Source organism: Thioalkalivibrio sp. ARh3 (assembly GCF_000377265.1).
Classification (GTDB): Bacteria; Pseudomonadota; Gammaproteobacteria; order Ectothiorhodospirales; family Ectothiorhodospiraceae; genus Thioalkalivibrio; species Thioalkalivibrio thiocyanoxidans.
Genome location: NZ_KB897947.1, coordinates 825,514 through 838,543, shown reverse-complemented (window position 1 = coordinate 838,543; position 13,030 = coordinate 825,514). Strand labels below are relative to the sequence as shown.

The window sequence follows — 13,030 nt, the reverse complement described above, 5'->3', positions numbered from 1 at the left end:
GATTCACGGAGGCCCTGATGAGCGACACCATCGAGTCCACGCTGCACGAGACCCGTCACTTTGCGCCGCCGGCGGAGTTCACGAAAAACGCCCGCCTCAAGCCCGAGGATCTCGAGGCCCTGCACAAGAGGGCCGATGCCGACTACGAGGGGTTCTGGTGTGACCTGGCGCGCGAGAAGATCGACTGGCAGACGGAGTTCACCCAGGGCCTGGACAGCACCCGCGCACCGCACTTCCAGTGGTTCGCCGACGGGCGCATGAACGTCTCCTACAACTGCATCGACCGGCATCTGGAGGTGCGTGGCAACAAGACCGCCATCATCTTCGAGGCGGAGAACGGCGAGACCCGCAATCTCACCTATCGCGACCTCTACAACGAGGTCGGCAAGCTCGCCAACGCGCTCAAGAGCATGGGCGTGGAAAAGGGCGACCGGGTCATCATCTACATGCCGATGAATGCCGAAGCCGTGATCGCCATGCAGGCCTGCGCCCGTATCGGCGCGATTCACTCGGTGGTCTTCGGGGGATTCTCCGCCGATGCCCTGCGCGATCGCGTCGTCGACTCCGGCGCGAAGCTGGTTATCACGGCGGATGGTGGCGTGCGCGGCGGCAAGACCGTGGCACTCAAGGCCAACGTCGACAAGGCACTGGACTCCAATCCAGCCGACGTCGAGAAAGTCATTGTCTGCAAGCGTGCCGGCAACGACGTAACCATGCAGGACGAGCGCGACATCTGGTGGGACGACGCCGTGGACGGCGAGTCGGTGGACTGCGAGCCGGAGTGGGTCGAGTCGGAACACCCGCTGTTCCTGCTCTATACCTCCGGCTCCACCGGAAAGCCCAAGGGCATCCAGCACTCCAGTGCCGGCTACCTGCTGGGCGCGATCATCACCAACGAGTGGGTGTTCGACCTGCAGGGCGACGACGTCTACTGGTGCACCGCGGACGTTGGCTGGATCACCGGCCATACCTACGTCGCCTATGGCCCGCTGGCGGTCGGCGCGACCCAGGTCGTCTACGAAGGCGTACCGACCGTGCCCGACGCCGGGCGCTGGTGGAAGATGTGCCAGGACCACGGCGTGACGGTGTTCTACACCGCCCCGACTGCGATCCGCGCACTGATGAAGGCCGGCGACGAGTTCCCCGCCCAGTACGACCTGTCGAGACTGCGCCTGCTGGGCACGGTCGGCGAGCCCATCAATCCCGAGGCGTGGATGTGGTACTACCGCGTGATTGGCGGCGAACGCTGTCCGGTGGTCGACACCTGGTGGCAGACCGAAACCGGCGCCAACATGATCGCGCCGATTCCCGGCGCGACCACCCTGGTCCCCGGCTCCTGCACCCAGGCCCTGCCCGGCGTCGACGCCGATGTCGTCGACGAGAATGGCAACAGCCTGCCGGCCGACCAGGGTGGCTACCTCGTGATCAAGAAGCCGTGGCCCTCGATGCTGCGCACCGTTTGGGGCGATGATCAGCGCTACAAGGACACCTACTGGCCCAAGTTCGGCGGCAAGTACTACCTGGCCGGCGACTCCGCCCGCCGCGACTCGGAGGGCAACTTCTGGATCATGGGCCGCATCGACGACGTGCTGAACGTCTCCGGCCATCGCCTCGGCACCATGGAGGTCGAATCCGCACTGGTCGCGCACAAGGCCGTGGCCGAGGCCGCCGTGGTCGGACGTCCGCACGACGTGAAGGGCGAGTCCATCGTGGCCTTCGTGATCATGCACGGCGACCGTCCCACCGGCGACGGCGCGGAAAAGCTGGTCAAGGAACTGCGCGACTGGGTGGCCGACCAGATCGGGCCGATCGCCAAGCCGGACGACATCCGCTTTGCCGACGGCCTGCCGAAGACCCGCTCCGGCAAGATCATGCGCCGCCTGCTGCGCTCCATCGCCAAGGGCGAGGAGATCACCTCGGATACCTCGACACTGGAAAACGAGGCGGTGATCCCGCAGCTCCAGGGCAAGGCCTGAGCTACGGGCCGGGGCCCGGCGCCCCGGCCCTGCTTCGACCTTGCTGTAGGAGGCCAGCCCTCTGGCCGATAGGGCGCCGGACAGGTCCGATCGGCCAGAGGGCTGGCCTCCTACCGTTTGCACCCCTGCCGGGCACCATATCCGTTCCACCCGGGGCACCCGAGGCATGACGACACACCACTCCGATCACTCGCAAACCCCGCGCCTGCGTGTACTACTCGGCGAGGTCACGGCCATGGGCCCGGGCAAGGCCATGCTGCTGGAGGCGATCCGCGACAAGGGCTCCATCTCGGCCGCCGCGCGCAGCATCGGCATGTCCTATCGCCGCGCTTGGGACCTGGTCGAGACCATGAACCAGAGCTTTCGCCAGCCGATGGTCGAGACGGCCAAGGGGGGGCCCGGCGGAGGGGGCGCGAACGTAACAGAGTTCGGCGAACGGGTCCTGGCACGCTACCGGGAGATGGAAGCCCGCGCGACAGCAGCGATCCAGACGGATCTGGAGGACTTTAGTCGATTCCTCGTCGACACGGAAAACGCGGACTAGTCTCCTGCGGTGACCGGCCCTTCAGCCAGCAAGGCGGCAAAACGCTCGGCGGGCACCGGCCGGCTTGCCAGGTAGCCCTGGTAGTGGTCGCAGCCGAGCTCGCGCAGAGCCGCCAGTTGATCGCGGGTCTCCACTCCCTCGGCCAGCACGCACAAACCGAGGCCGTGCCCCAGTGCCACGATGGCCCGTGTGATCGATCGGTCATCGGCGACTTCCGCCCCTGCCGCCAGACCATCCACAAAGCTCTTGTCGACCTTGAGCGTATCGACCTGGAAGCGCTTGAGCTGCGCCATTGAAGAATATCCAGTCCCGAAGTCGTCAACCGCAAAGCTTACGCCGCGCTCGCGCAGCCGCTGAAGGATCCTGCGGGCGCGTTCGGGGTCGGACAGCAGCGCCGACTCGGTAATCTCCAGCTCCAGATACCTGGCCGGATAGGCATGACTCTCCAGCAGATCGGCCACCTGCTGATCGATGGCGACCCGCTGGAACTGTAGTGCGGAGACGTTCACGGCCAGACGCACGGCCGGATGGCCCGCCTCGCGCCAGGCCTGCCCCTGCGCCAGCACACGGCGCAGCACCCACTCGCCCAATTCCACAATCAAGCCGGTCTGCTCGGCCACGGGAATAAAACGCCCGGGCGAGACGGGGCCCAGCCCGGGTTCATCCCACCGCAGCAGAGCCTCCGCCCCAATCAGCGCCCCGTCACGGATGCGATACTGCGGCTGGTAGTGCACCTCCAGCCGATCCTGTTCGATCGCCCGGCGCAGACGCGTGGACAAATCGATACGCTCGCGAGCGGCCCGGGTAAACTCGTCCGAGTAGTAGCGATAGCTGCCGCGGCCGTCGTCCTTGGCACGGTCCAGAGCCGTACTTGCCTGCTGCAGCAGGGTATCGGCGTCGGTGCCGTGATCCGGGTACACGGCAATGCCGACGGTGACCGCGATCTCCGTCTCCACCCCGTTGCCCAGATCCGTGGAGTAGCCCACCTCGCGAATCACGTTCTCCGCCACCACGGCGGCATCGTCGGGATGCGCGAGGTTCTCCACCAGGATGGCGAATTCGTCGCTGGCCAGGCGCGCGACCGTGTCCGTACCCCGGCGCCCGCCCTGCAGCCGGTCGGCCACGATCTTCAGCAGGCGATCCCCTACCGCATGGCCCTGGCTGGCGTTGATGTCCTTGAAACGGTCGAGATCGATGATCAGCACCGCCAGATGGCCCGAGCGCCGCCGCATCAGCGAGACCGCATGGGCCAGCCGCACGCGCAGCAGGCGGCGGTTGGGGAGTTCGGTCAGCGGGTCGTGATGGGCCAGAAAATCCAGTTCTGCCTCGGAGGCCTTCTCCCGGGAGATGTCCGCGAATACCGAGACGTAATGCGTCAGACGTCCCTGGGCATCGCGCACGGCGGTAATGCTCTGCAACTCGGGGAAGATCTCGCCGTTCTTGCGCCGGTTCCAGATCTCTCCCTGCCAGTATCCCTCGGTCTCGAGCTGGCGCCGCATGTTGGCGTAGAAGGTCTGGTCGTGGCGCCCGGACTGGAACATCTTGGGCGTGCGCCCCACGACCTCGTCCTCGGTGTAGCCCATGAGCTCGGTAAAGGCACGGTTGACCGACAGGATATGCGCGGTGTCATCCGTAATGACCACACCCTCGCGGGTATTCTCGAACACCACCGATGCCAGACGCCGGCGTTCCTCCTCGTCACGGCGATCAGTGATGTCCTCGAAGGTGGCCACCACGCGGTCCACGGACCCGTCGGGCAACCGGGTACACTTCACGTCGATATCGGCCACCAGCACGCGCCCGTCGTGCCGCAGCAGGCGTTTCTCGATCTCGTATCCGTCACGCTGCCCGGCAAACATGGCGGCATCCAACGCCACCTCGCAGCCGCGATCCTCGGGGACCGTCAGCCGGTCCCAGTCCATTCGGGCCAGTTCATCCGCGGGATAGCCCAGCATCTCGCCCAGGCAGGTGTTCACCCGCTCCCAGCCCCGCCCTCCCGGACGGGAAATCGCCATGCCAACAAACGGCATGTCGAAGAATACGCCCAGCAGGCGGTCCTGCTCGGCATGCGCCTGTACCAGATCGAGGTTGCGCCGCAGCCACTGCTGCCGCCAAAGCATCGCTCCGCCCCCCAGCACAAGCAGCCAGACCATGAGCGTCGCCCCGCCCATCCACACCGCCTGCTGCCGTGGTAGCACGGCCAGCCCTGCCAGATCCCGCTTGAGCACCAGATCCCAGCCGGGTGGCTCCAGCCGCTGCACCCCGGCGATGAATGCCGGCTCGGCCGCCTCGAAGGCTGCGACCGCGATGCCTTCGCGCTCCCCCTCGAGGAGCTCGGCACGCAGCCGGGCAAAGGCCTCGGGCGGCTCGATGATCAGGCCTCCGTTGGCGTCAATGCGGGCAATGGTGGCCTCATCCGGTGCCTCCCGGACCACCACATGGGCGTCCGTGGACAGGGCGTCGGGACCGCCCGACAGCGTCAACAGCGGCTGCAGCCGGTCGGCACGGGCCGACAGGAGCACCAGGGCTGCCACCCGGCCCGCCTCATCGCTTCGATCGAGGACGGGCACCACCCAGCTGACCAGCGGTCTGCCATTTGCATCCGCGTGCAGTCGAGGCTGACTGACCTGTTCCGAGGACCACGCCTCGGCCAACGCTGCGTCCACCGCCACATCCAGCGGCAGCTCCTGTCCGACTTCGAGCAGTGGCTCGAAGTCGGAATCCAGCAGCACTGCTGAGCGATAGTCGTAGTGGCTGCGCAGCAGGTCCAGATGATGATGGACCTGCTCACGGGCGAGGCTCGACTGCCGCTCGACCGCCGAAAGGGCAAACACCGCAAACCCGCGCGATTCGGCCAGCTGGCGCGCATGGCCCAACCGCTCGTCCAGCCAGCCATCCAGCAGTCCGGCCTTCAGGAAAGCGGACCGCGTCAGCTCCTCCTCCGCCTGCCGCTGTGCCGAGCCGTGCTGGACATGGTAGGTCGCCAGTGCCACCCCTGTGACCGAGATGGCCACGGCCAGTACCAGCAATAGCCAGGGCTTATAGCCGAAGTCTCCGGGGCGCGGAACGCTGGTGACCGAAGAACCCTCCAGCGGCTGGGACAACGCCCAGCGCACCGCAAGAAAAAGCGCAGCCCCCGAGACCGCCACAAAGCCGAAACCCTTGCCGAGATTCGCCAGCGTGAGCGCGTCGCCGACCTGCGCTCCCGACCACCAGGCAACCACGGCATCGGAGAGCGCGATCCACAGCAGCCCCAGTACGGTGTAGGTGCCCGCAATCCAGGACGCCAGACGCAACGGGGTGCGGGCGCGTTTATTCACACACACCTGCCTGTTGCCGCCAACGATCTGCCGTCGCCCGGCCTAATCCCAATCACGTCCTTGCCACCCCGTCTTCCATGATGGTTGTGCCCCCCACATTCAGCGAGCCATACCAATCCGCATTATGCCCACAAACACAAAAGGGCACGTCCCAGCGGACGTGCCCAGTTCAGTGCTTTATTCCATACGGATCGCGAAGCACCAGGCCCGAAGTCCGTACGGAGAGCCGGCCAATTACTCGGCGACGCTGCGCTCGATGATCTGCTCGATCTCGTTGCTGGAGAGTTCCATCACCTCTGCCACCTCGTCCGGCATCATCGGCAGGAACGCCGGGACGTTCATCCGCGAGATGAAGACATCCCCCTGGCTGTCCTGATAGATGCTGACACGGCAGGGCATGAATGCCGAGACCGGGCGAAACGCGTCTTCCTCGAGGATGCGGGCGCTGTACTGCCCGCTGCAGACGTCGATGATGACCACCGGGTCCAGCGTGAAGCCGCGCTCCGAGAGCACACCCGACATGTAGTTCTTGTTCAGCACACTCCAGCCGGCATCTTTCGCCTGGGCCTCGAAGGCCTCGACCGTGTCCGGGAAGGACATCGGGCTGGGCGTGACCTTGACCATGTCCGGCTGCTCGCCACCGTGACTGCCGGCCTGCGCGACACCGGCGAGCAGCAAACCCGCGATCAACATCGCAACAATCGGCAGGAACCGTCCCCCGGTGAGCGATGTCATCTTTGTAAGCGTTCTGGTCATTGCAATTCTCCTGGCGTGAATGGGCGCAAGCTTGTGAGTAGAGGCCGCCCAGAGAGTTCCCGGACGCTAGGGGCCATTATTCAAGCACCGGCCCCGGGAGGCATTGACCCAGATCAACGGGATGCGATTCAGACGCGCTCCAGCCCCCTGCGGGCAATCCGGACGCGACCCACAAAGCCAGACGACAAGGAGCACGACATGGAGGCCACACTGAAGGGCGGGACCCTGACCCTGAAGATCGACAAGAAGACCGCCGAGAGCATCGCGGAGAACATCACCGAGCTTGAGGGCGAGATCAGCAACGGGGCCCGCGCGCTCGGCTCGGTACTGCAGCAGGGCGTCTACGAGCTGGAAAACGAGTTCCGCCAGCCGCCACACGCCTTTGACGAGCACGCACCCAAGCAGCCATCGATCGAGGACTGAAGAGCAGCCCCTCGCACGCGCACAAACCCCGCAAGGAGGACGAGATGCATCTGGAAAAGGCCGAGAACGGCGAACTGGTGATCACGATGCCGGAGGCGGAGGCCTCCGACGCCCTGGCCACGCTGAAAAAGCGCGGCGACGAACTGGATGACTGCGAGGAACTGACCGAGGCCCTGGAAGAGGCCGGGATTCAGCTGCCCGCGGAACCCGACCACATCCGCCACGAATACATGCCCCCGGCGGACTAACGATAGGCGACCCGGCCCGCCCCCGGGCCGGGTGTTTCCTTCAGGCGTTGACCCGCTCCACGGCCCCGCGGGGGTCGTCGCACACCTCGAGGATCGTCAGGAAGCCGCTGATCTCGAACACCTCGCGGATCGGATCGCGGATCTCGCACAGCACCAGCCGCCCGCCGTTCTGCTTGACCTTCTTCGCGGTCATCAGCATCACACGCAGCCCCGCGCTGGAGATGTAGTCGACATCGCCAAACCGGATCACCAGCGAAGGGTGCTCTTCCATCCGCTGGAACAGGTGGGCCTCGAATTCCGGCGAGGTATTGCTGTCCAGACGGCCGGCCGGACTGACGACCAGCACGCCGTCGATCGTCTCTTCATTGACTTGCATCGGTGCGCCTTGCCTTTTGGTTTGCGTTGAGTAATACCCCGCCCACGCGGGCCCGAACGGGTCAGACCGGCTGCTTGCGCAAGATCAGGCGGTTGACACCATCGGCGGATCGGTAGTCGATCTCGTCCATCAGCGTCTTCATGAAATGGAGCCCCAGTCCACCGACCTGGCGCGAATCGACGTCGCCGTCGAGCTGCGCCTCGGGGGCATCGGTCAGCGGATTGAAGGCCTGGCCGTCGTCCGTGACCGTAATCGTCAGCCCGTCGTCTGCCGTGCGCAGATCCACCTCGATGGTGTGTTCCGCGTCATCATCGAAGGCATAGGCGATCAGGTTGGTCAGCCACTCGTCCAGCACCAGGTTGATCGGGTAGACCGAGGACACCGGGATCCCCGCCTCCTCGCAGAAGGCCTCCACCTGCTCGGCCAGCCGCGGGATCTCACGCAGTTCACTCTGGATCCGGAAAGCCCGCTGCATCGTGCACTCCCTGCCGGCCACCGCCGAGCGGATCGCCCCGTCGAGTCAAAAGGTGTTCGCGACGCTGGCCACCCCCGGCGCCCGCGAGCGCACCAGGCGCTCGACCACGTTCTTCAGGTCCAGGGTCGAGCGCGGGCAGCCCACGCAAGCCCCTTTCAGGCGCACCCGCACGGTACGCCCGTCGAGTTCCACGAACTCGATATCGCCCCCGTCCTGCATCAGGATGCGCCGCGCCTCCTCGATGGCGGCGCGTACCGCGTCCTCGTCGATCGGGCCGTCCGCCGGGACATCGGCGGCCTCGCGCGCGGCGAAGGTCTGGGCCCGATCCAGGCGCAGCGCCAGCTCCGGATCGAGCTCCTCGATCGCGTCCAGTTCGTCCTCGCTGTACACGTGATCCGGGTCGTCGCTCAGCAGGTGGGAGACATCCACCATCACCTGTGCCTTGTCGGGTCCCGCCATGGTCGGTCCTCCGCGTGATCGCATTCGCGCCAGTATAGCAACGGCCTGTACCCACCCGGCCCGAAGCCGCACGCGCCAGCCGGATTCCGGTGTCGCGACCGGCGGCCAGCGCAGGCGTACCCGCAGCCGGCGCAGGTCCTCGCGGTCCATGCGCGCGGCATGCAGCCAGAGCCGCCACAGGTGCCCCCCGTCCCGTTCGCGCAGCACCAGCAGGACCATCCCGGCCAGTACCCGGCTGTCGGGCACCAGCTCGACCCAGGTCACCTGTTCCTGGCGCAGGCCCTCGCGGGTCGCGACCCAGGTCTCCCCCTCCGGCGTCTGCCCCAGCCAGGCCCAGTCCGGTGCCGCATCGCGACGCTGCCACCACCAGCCGACGGCCGCCAGGCCCCAGACCGGCAGCAGCATCCATAACGGGCTGTAGACCAGCACAAAACCGGAGACGGCGAGGACCAGCAGGATCTGCCCGGCTAGCGCCAGCCGTGGCAGGACGGGGTCAGGGTGCAGTCTCAGCCGCAGCGGCGGCGCGGATCGCCGGGACAAGCCGGGCTATCCCGTCGTCCACCGTGGTCTGGCGACCCATGACCACATCCAGCAGCACATTGTCGGGGTAGTCGAGCAGGCGCTCGAAGGCATCGCGACCCTCCTGGTCCAGTTGCGCATATCCCTGCGCGAGAAACTGCCCGAGCAGCCAGTCGTTCTCCAGCATGCCGCGGCGGCAGCGCCAGCGGGTGCGGCTGTCGGGTTCCATCACCAAAAAGCCCGTCCTGGCCTCTGGTAGGAGCCTGCTTGCAGGCGAATGCCCCTGCCAAAGTCGGAGGCGGGCAGGGGCTTCGCCTGCAAGCAGGCTCCTACAAGGGCTGAACCGCGGTTGTGCAGCGGGTAACTCACAGCGACTTCTTGAGCATGGTGCGGCGGATGTCGCCGATCGCCCGGCTCGGGTTCAGGCCCTTCGGGCAGACCTGGGTGCAGTTCATGATGGTGTGGCAGCGGTAGAGCTTCCAGGCGTCGTCCAGGTCAGCCAGGCGGTGATCGGTGGCCTCGTCGCGGCTGTCCTGGATGAAGCGCGCGGCCTGCAGCAGTGCGGCCGGGCCGAGGAACTTGTCCGGATTCCACCAGTACGACGGACAGGCGGCGGAACAGCAGCCGCACAGGATGCATTCGTACAGCCCGTCCAGCTGGTCGCGGTCCTCCGGGCTCTGCTTGCGCTCGACCTCCGGCTCCGGGCTGTCGTTGACCAGCCAGGGTTCGGCTCTTCGGTACTGCTCCCAGAAGTTGCCCATGTCCACGATCAGGTCGCGGATCACCGGCATCCCCGGAAACGGGCGCAGTGTGACCGGCGCCTCCAGGTCCGCCAGCGGCGTGATGCAGGCCAGGCCGTTCATGCCGTTGATGTTCATGCCGTCGGAACCACAGACCCCGTGCTGGCAGGAGCGGCGAAAGCCCAGCGAGTCGTCCTGCTCCTTCAGCAGCAGCAGGGCGTCCAGCAGCATCATCCCCGGCTCGACCTGGTCGTCAGGCAGGGTGAAGCGCTGCATCTTCGGCAGCGTGTCCGTCTCCGGGTTGAAGCGGTAGATCGAGAATTCCAATCGTCTCTCCTGTCAGCGTTGCTACAGGTTGTCTATTGCGATCCGGGGCCCCTGAAATCGCCGCCTCCTGATCTCATACGGTCCGTGGTGCGCAGGATGTGTCAAGCCCTGCGAAATGCACCGAACGTGGTCCGATCAGGCGCCTGTTGATGCGATTCGCTACGCTCATCGCATCCTACGGCCCTACAATCCTCTATTGCAGTACCGGTCGATCGTCAATAGACACGTTCCTGCGGCGGAAACGAGGCCACGCTGGTCGGCTGGGTGCGCACCGGCTTGTAGTCGAGGCTGTCGTCCTCCAGCGAGTACAGGCTGTGCTTGAGCCAGTGCTGGTCGTCACGTTCGGGGAAATCGATGCGCGAATGCGCACCGCGACTCTCCTCGCGCCCCAGCGCCGAGCGGATGGTCGCGATCGCACAGTCCATCAGGTTCTCCAGCTCCATCGCCTCCACCCGGGCAGTGTTGAAGGTGGCCGAGTGGTCCGCGATCACCGCGTGATCCAGGCGCTCGCGCAGGTCACGGACCTTCTCCACCCCCTCGCGCATCACCTCGTCGGTGCGGAACACCGAGCAGTGGTCCTCCATCACCTTGCGCAGTTCGCGTTTCAGCGGTTCGACTTGCTCGGCGGAGCCGTCGCCCGGGTCCTTGCGGTCCCAGCGCGTCAGTCGCGCCATCGCCTGCTCCACCGCCGTCTCGTCCAGTGGTCGGTGGTAGTGGTTCTCGCGCAGGTATTCGAGGATGTGGTTGGCGGCCGCACGGCCGAACACCAGGATGTCCAGCAGCGAGTTGCCGCCCAGGCGGTTGGCCCCGTGCACCGAGACGCAGGCCGCCTCCCCGGCCGCGTACAGCCCCGGCACCGGATCCTCCGGGGTGTCCTTGACCGGCGCCACCACCTGGCCGAGGCGGTTGGTCGGGATCCCCCCCATGCTGTAGTGGCAGGTCGGGAACACCGGGATCGGGGCCTCGATCGGGTCCACGCCGAGGAAGGTCATGCTCGCCTCGCGGATGCCCGGCAGGCGGCTGCGGATGGTGTGCGCGCCCAGGTAGCGCAGGTCCAGCAGCACGTGATCGGCGTTGCGCCCGCAGCCACGGCCCTCGCGCACCTCGGTGGCGATCGACCGGCTGACCACGTCGCGCGAGGCCAGGTCCTTCGCGCGCGGGGCGTAGCGCTCCATGAAGCGCTCGCCCTCGGAGTTGATCAGATAACCACCCTCACCGCGCGCGCCCTCGGTAATCAGCATCCCGCGCCCGGCAATCCCGGTCGGGTGGAACTGCACGAACTCCATGTCCTCCAGCGGCACGCCGGCGCGCAGGGCCATCGCCATGCCGTCGCCGGTATTGATCAGGGCGTTGGTGGTGGTGCGGAATAGCTGCCCCGCCCCGCCGGTCGCGATCAGTGTGGTCTTGGCCTCGATCACGATCGGCTCGCCGGTCAGGATCTCGAAGGCGAGCACACCGAGTACGAAGCCCTGCGCGTCGCGCAGCAGGTCCACCGCGAAGTACTCGTCGAAAAAGTGCGTGCGCGCGCGCAGGTTCTGCTGGTACAGCGAGTGCAGGATCGCGTGCCCGGTGCGGTCGGCCGCCGCACAGGTGCGCGCCGCCTGGTCCTGGCCGAAGTTCTGGCTCTGCCCGCCAAAGGCGCGCTGGTAGATATTGCCGTTGTCCAGGCGCGAGAACGGCACGCCGAAGTGGTCCAGCTCGTAGACCACCTTGGACGCGGCGCGACACATGTACTCGATCGCGTCCTGATCGCCCAGATAGTCCGATCCCTTCACGGTATCGAACATGTGCCAGTGCCAGGAGTCCGGCAGCACGTTGGCCAGCGCGGCGTTCACCCCACCCTGCGCGGCCACCGTATGCGAGCGCGTGGGGAACACCTTGGAGACCACCGCGACCTTGGCATCGCCGTTGGACAACTGCAGCGCGGCACGCAGGCCCGCGCCGCCGGCACCGATGATCAGCGCGTCGAATTTGCGCCGGGTCAGTTTCATGCAAGCCCCGTTCGAATCAGGAGGTAGAGGGCCCAAAGGCCCAGAAGGATCAAAGCGCCCGCGCCGAGGGTCAGCACGGTCAGGCGCAGCGCCATCGGCTTCACGTAGTCGAGCACGATATCGCGCAGCCCGATCCACGCATGCAACAGCAGCAGCACGACAAACAGTGCACTGCCCAGCGCCACAGCCGGGTGCGCGATCACCGCCACCCAGGCCGCGTGATCCGCCGGCGGGGCGATCAGGAAATAGCCCAGCACCACGACCACGAACAGTCCGGCATAGACGGCCGTGATCCGCTGCAGCAGCCAGGCGCCCTGTCCCGACAGCAGCCTCACAGGATCAACCCCAGCCAGACGGCAACCGTGGCGAAGATCGCGGCGTACAGGGCATCGCGGGCGGTGCGCAGCGAGCCCGCCCGGTCCTCCCCGATGCCGAACTCCATCAGCAGAAAACGAATCCCGGCGAACAGGTGATGCAACAGCCACCACAGCCCGATGAGCAGCAGCGCCAGCCCGACCGGGTGCTGGATGATCGCGGCCACCTGGGCAAAGCCCTCGGGGCTCGCCAGCGAGCGGTCCAGCAGCCACAACAGTACGGGGATGGCGAGAATCAGGAGAATCCCGGTAATACGGTGCAGGATGGAAACCACGGCATTCAGCGGTAGGCGGATCTTGCGCAGATCCAGAAAAACGGGCCGTGCCGGAGAACGCATGCCACCCCCAAAACCGGATGATGAAAAATGTCGGGCTGACACCCTGCAAGAGGTTCGTCTACTATCGACCCGCTTGGTTCAGCCGGTCGCCCGACCTGTGTTGAGCTTACCACCTCAATCCGCCGCCGTGGGTCCCCGAGGCCACCAGCCGAACGGACACACGA

The 13,030-nt window shown here is 66.3% G+C and carries 14 protein-coding genes; 4 read left to right on the top strand and 10 right to left on the bottom strand.

Annotated features, from left to right (window positions below; all coding sequences use genetic code 11):
• Positions 1-17 precede the first annotated feature (17 nt).
• Together acs and C995_RS0103960 are read left to right on the top strand one after the other, a co-directional pair.
• On the top strand, positions 18-1,976 hold the full coding sequence (acs, locus tag C995_RS0103965) for an acetate--CoA ligase (RefSeq protein WP_018863702.1): 1,959 nt from the start codon (positions 18-20) through the stop codon (positions 1,974-1,976).
• Positions 1,977-2,142: 166 nt separating this feature from the next.
• Positions 2,143-2,520 (top strand): winged helix-turn-helix domain-containing protein, encoded by a 378-nt coding sequence (locus tag C995_RS0103960; protein ID WP_018863701.1) that lies wholly within the window; start codon positions 2,143-2,145, stop codon positions 2,518-2,520.
• On the opposite strand, the gene C995_RS0103955 is transcribed toward C995_RS0103960, so the two are convergent.
• A complete protein-coding gene (locus C995_RS0103955) occupies positions 2,517-5,840 on the bottom strand; it encodes an EAL domain-containing protein (RefSeq protein ID WP_026278932.1) in 3,324 nt (1,107 codons plus the stop codon). The two genes, C995_RS0103960 and C995_RS0103955, sit on opposite strands and share 4 nt — an antisense overlap.
• A gap of 234 nt (positions 5,841-6,074) precedes the next feature.
• Entirely contained in the window at positions 6,075-6,575 is a 501-nt protein-coding gene (locus C995_RS0103950) for a DUF302 domain-containing protein (RefSeq protein WP_018863699.1), read from the bottom strand.
• A 219-nt stretch (positions 6,576-6,794) separates the two neighbouring features.
• Between C995_RS0103950 and C995_RS0103945 the strand changes: the two genes are divergently transcribed.
• Together C995_RS0103945 and C995_RS0103940 are read left to right on the top strand one after the other, a co-directional pair.
• A complete protein-coding gene (locus tag C995_RS0103945; RefSeq protein ID WP_018863698.1) occupies positions 6,795-7,019 on the top strand; it encodes a hypothetical protein in 225 nt (74 codons plus the stop codon).
• A gap of 44 nt (positions 7,020-7,063) precedes the next feature.
• Entirely contained in the window at positions 7,064-7,267 is a 204-nt protein-coding gene (locus tag C995_RS0103940; RefSeq protein WP_018863697.1) for a hypothetical protein, read from the top strand.
• A gap of 40 nt (positions 7,268-7,307) precedes the next feature.
• Here C995_RS0103940 and C995_RS0103935 read toward each other — a convergent pair whose 3' ends face one another.
• The 8 genes from C995_RS0103935 to sdhC form a co-directional block, all read right to left on the bottom strand.
• A complete protein-coding gene (locus C995_RS0103935; protein WP_018863696.1) occupies positions 7,308-7,643 on the bottom strand; it encodes an STAS domain-containing protein in 336 nt (111 codons plus the stop codon).
• 61 nt (positions 7,644-7,704) lie between these two features.
• A complete protein-coding gene (locus tag C995_RS0103930) occupies positions 7,705-8,118 on the bottom strand; it encodes an ATP-binding protein (RefSeq protein ID WP_018863695.1) in 414 nt (137 codons plus the stop codon).
• Between the two features lie 45 nt (positions 8,119-8,163).
• A complete protein-coding gene (locus C995_RS0103925; protein WP_026278931.1) occupies positions 8,164-9,117 on the bottom strand; it encodes a NifU family protein in 954 nt (317 codons plus the stop codon).
• Positions 9,071-9,325 carry a succinate dehydrogenase assembly factor 2 gene (locus tag C995_RS0103920; protein ID WP_018175480.1) on the bottom strand — a complete coding sequence of 85 codons (255 nt, stop codon included), beginning with the start codon at positions 9,323-9,325 and terminating at the stop codon, positions 9,071-9,073. The genes C995_RS0103925 and C995_RS0103920 overlap by 47 nt, the downstream gene beginning before the upstream one ends.
• 136 nt (positions 9,326-9,461) lie before the next feature.
• A complete protein-coding gene (locus tag C995_RS0103915; protein ID WP_018863693.1) occupies positions 9,462-10,163 on the bottom strand; it encodes a succinate dehydrogenase iron-sulfur subunit in 702 nt (233 codons plus the stop codon).
• A gap of 215 nt (positions 10,164-10,378) precedes the next feature.
• The gene (sdhA, locus tag C995_RS0103910) at positions 10,379-12,154 is read right to left on the bottom strand and encodes a succinate dehydrogenase flavoprotein subunit (protein ID WP_018863692.1); all 1,776 of its coding nucleotides are present in this window, start codon (positions 12,152-12,154) and stop codon (positions 10,379-10,381) included.
• Complete coding sequence (sdhD, locus tag C995_RS0103905) at positions 12,151-12,489, bottom strand: succinate dehydrogenase, hydrophobic membrane anchor protein (protein ID WP_018863691.1); 339 nt, start codon at positions 12,487-12,489, stop codon at positions 12,151-12,153. Before sdhD ends, sdhA begins: the two co-directional genes overlap by 4 nt.
• Positions 12,486-12,866 carry a succinate dehydrogenase, cytochrome b556 subunit gene (gene sdhC, locus C995_RS0103900; RefSeq protein ID WP_018863690.1) on the bottom strand — a complete coding sequence of 127 codons (381 nt, stop codon included), beginning with the start codon at positions 12,864-12,866 and terminating at the stop codon, positions 12,486-12,488. The genes sdhD and sdhC overlap by 4 nt, the downstream gene beginning before the upstream one ends.
• Between the last annotated feature and the right edge of the window lie 164 nt (positions 12,867-13,030).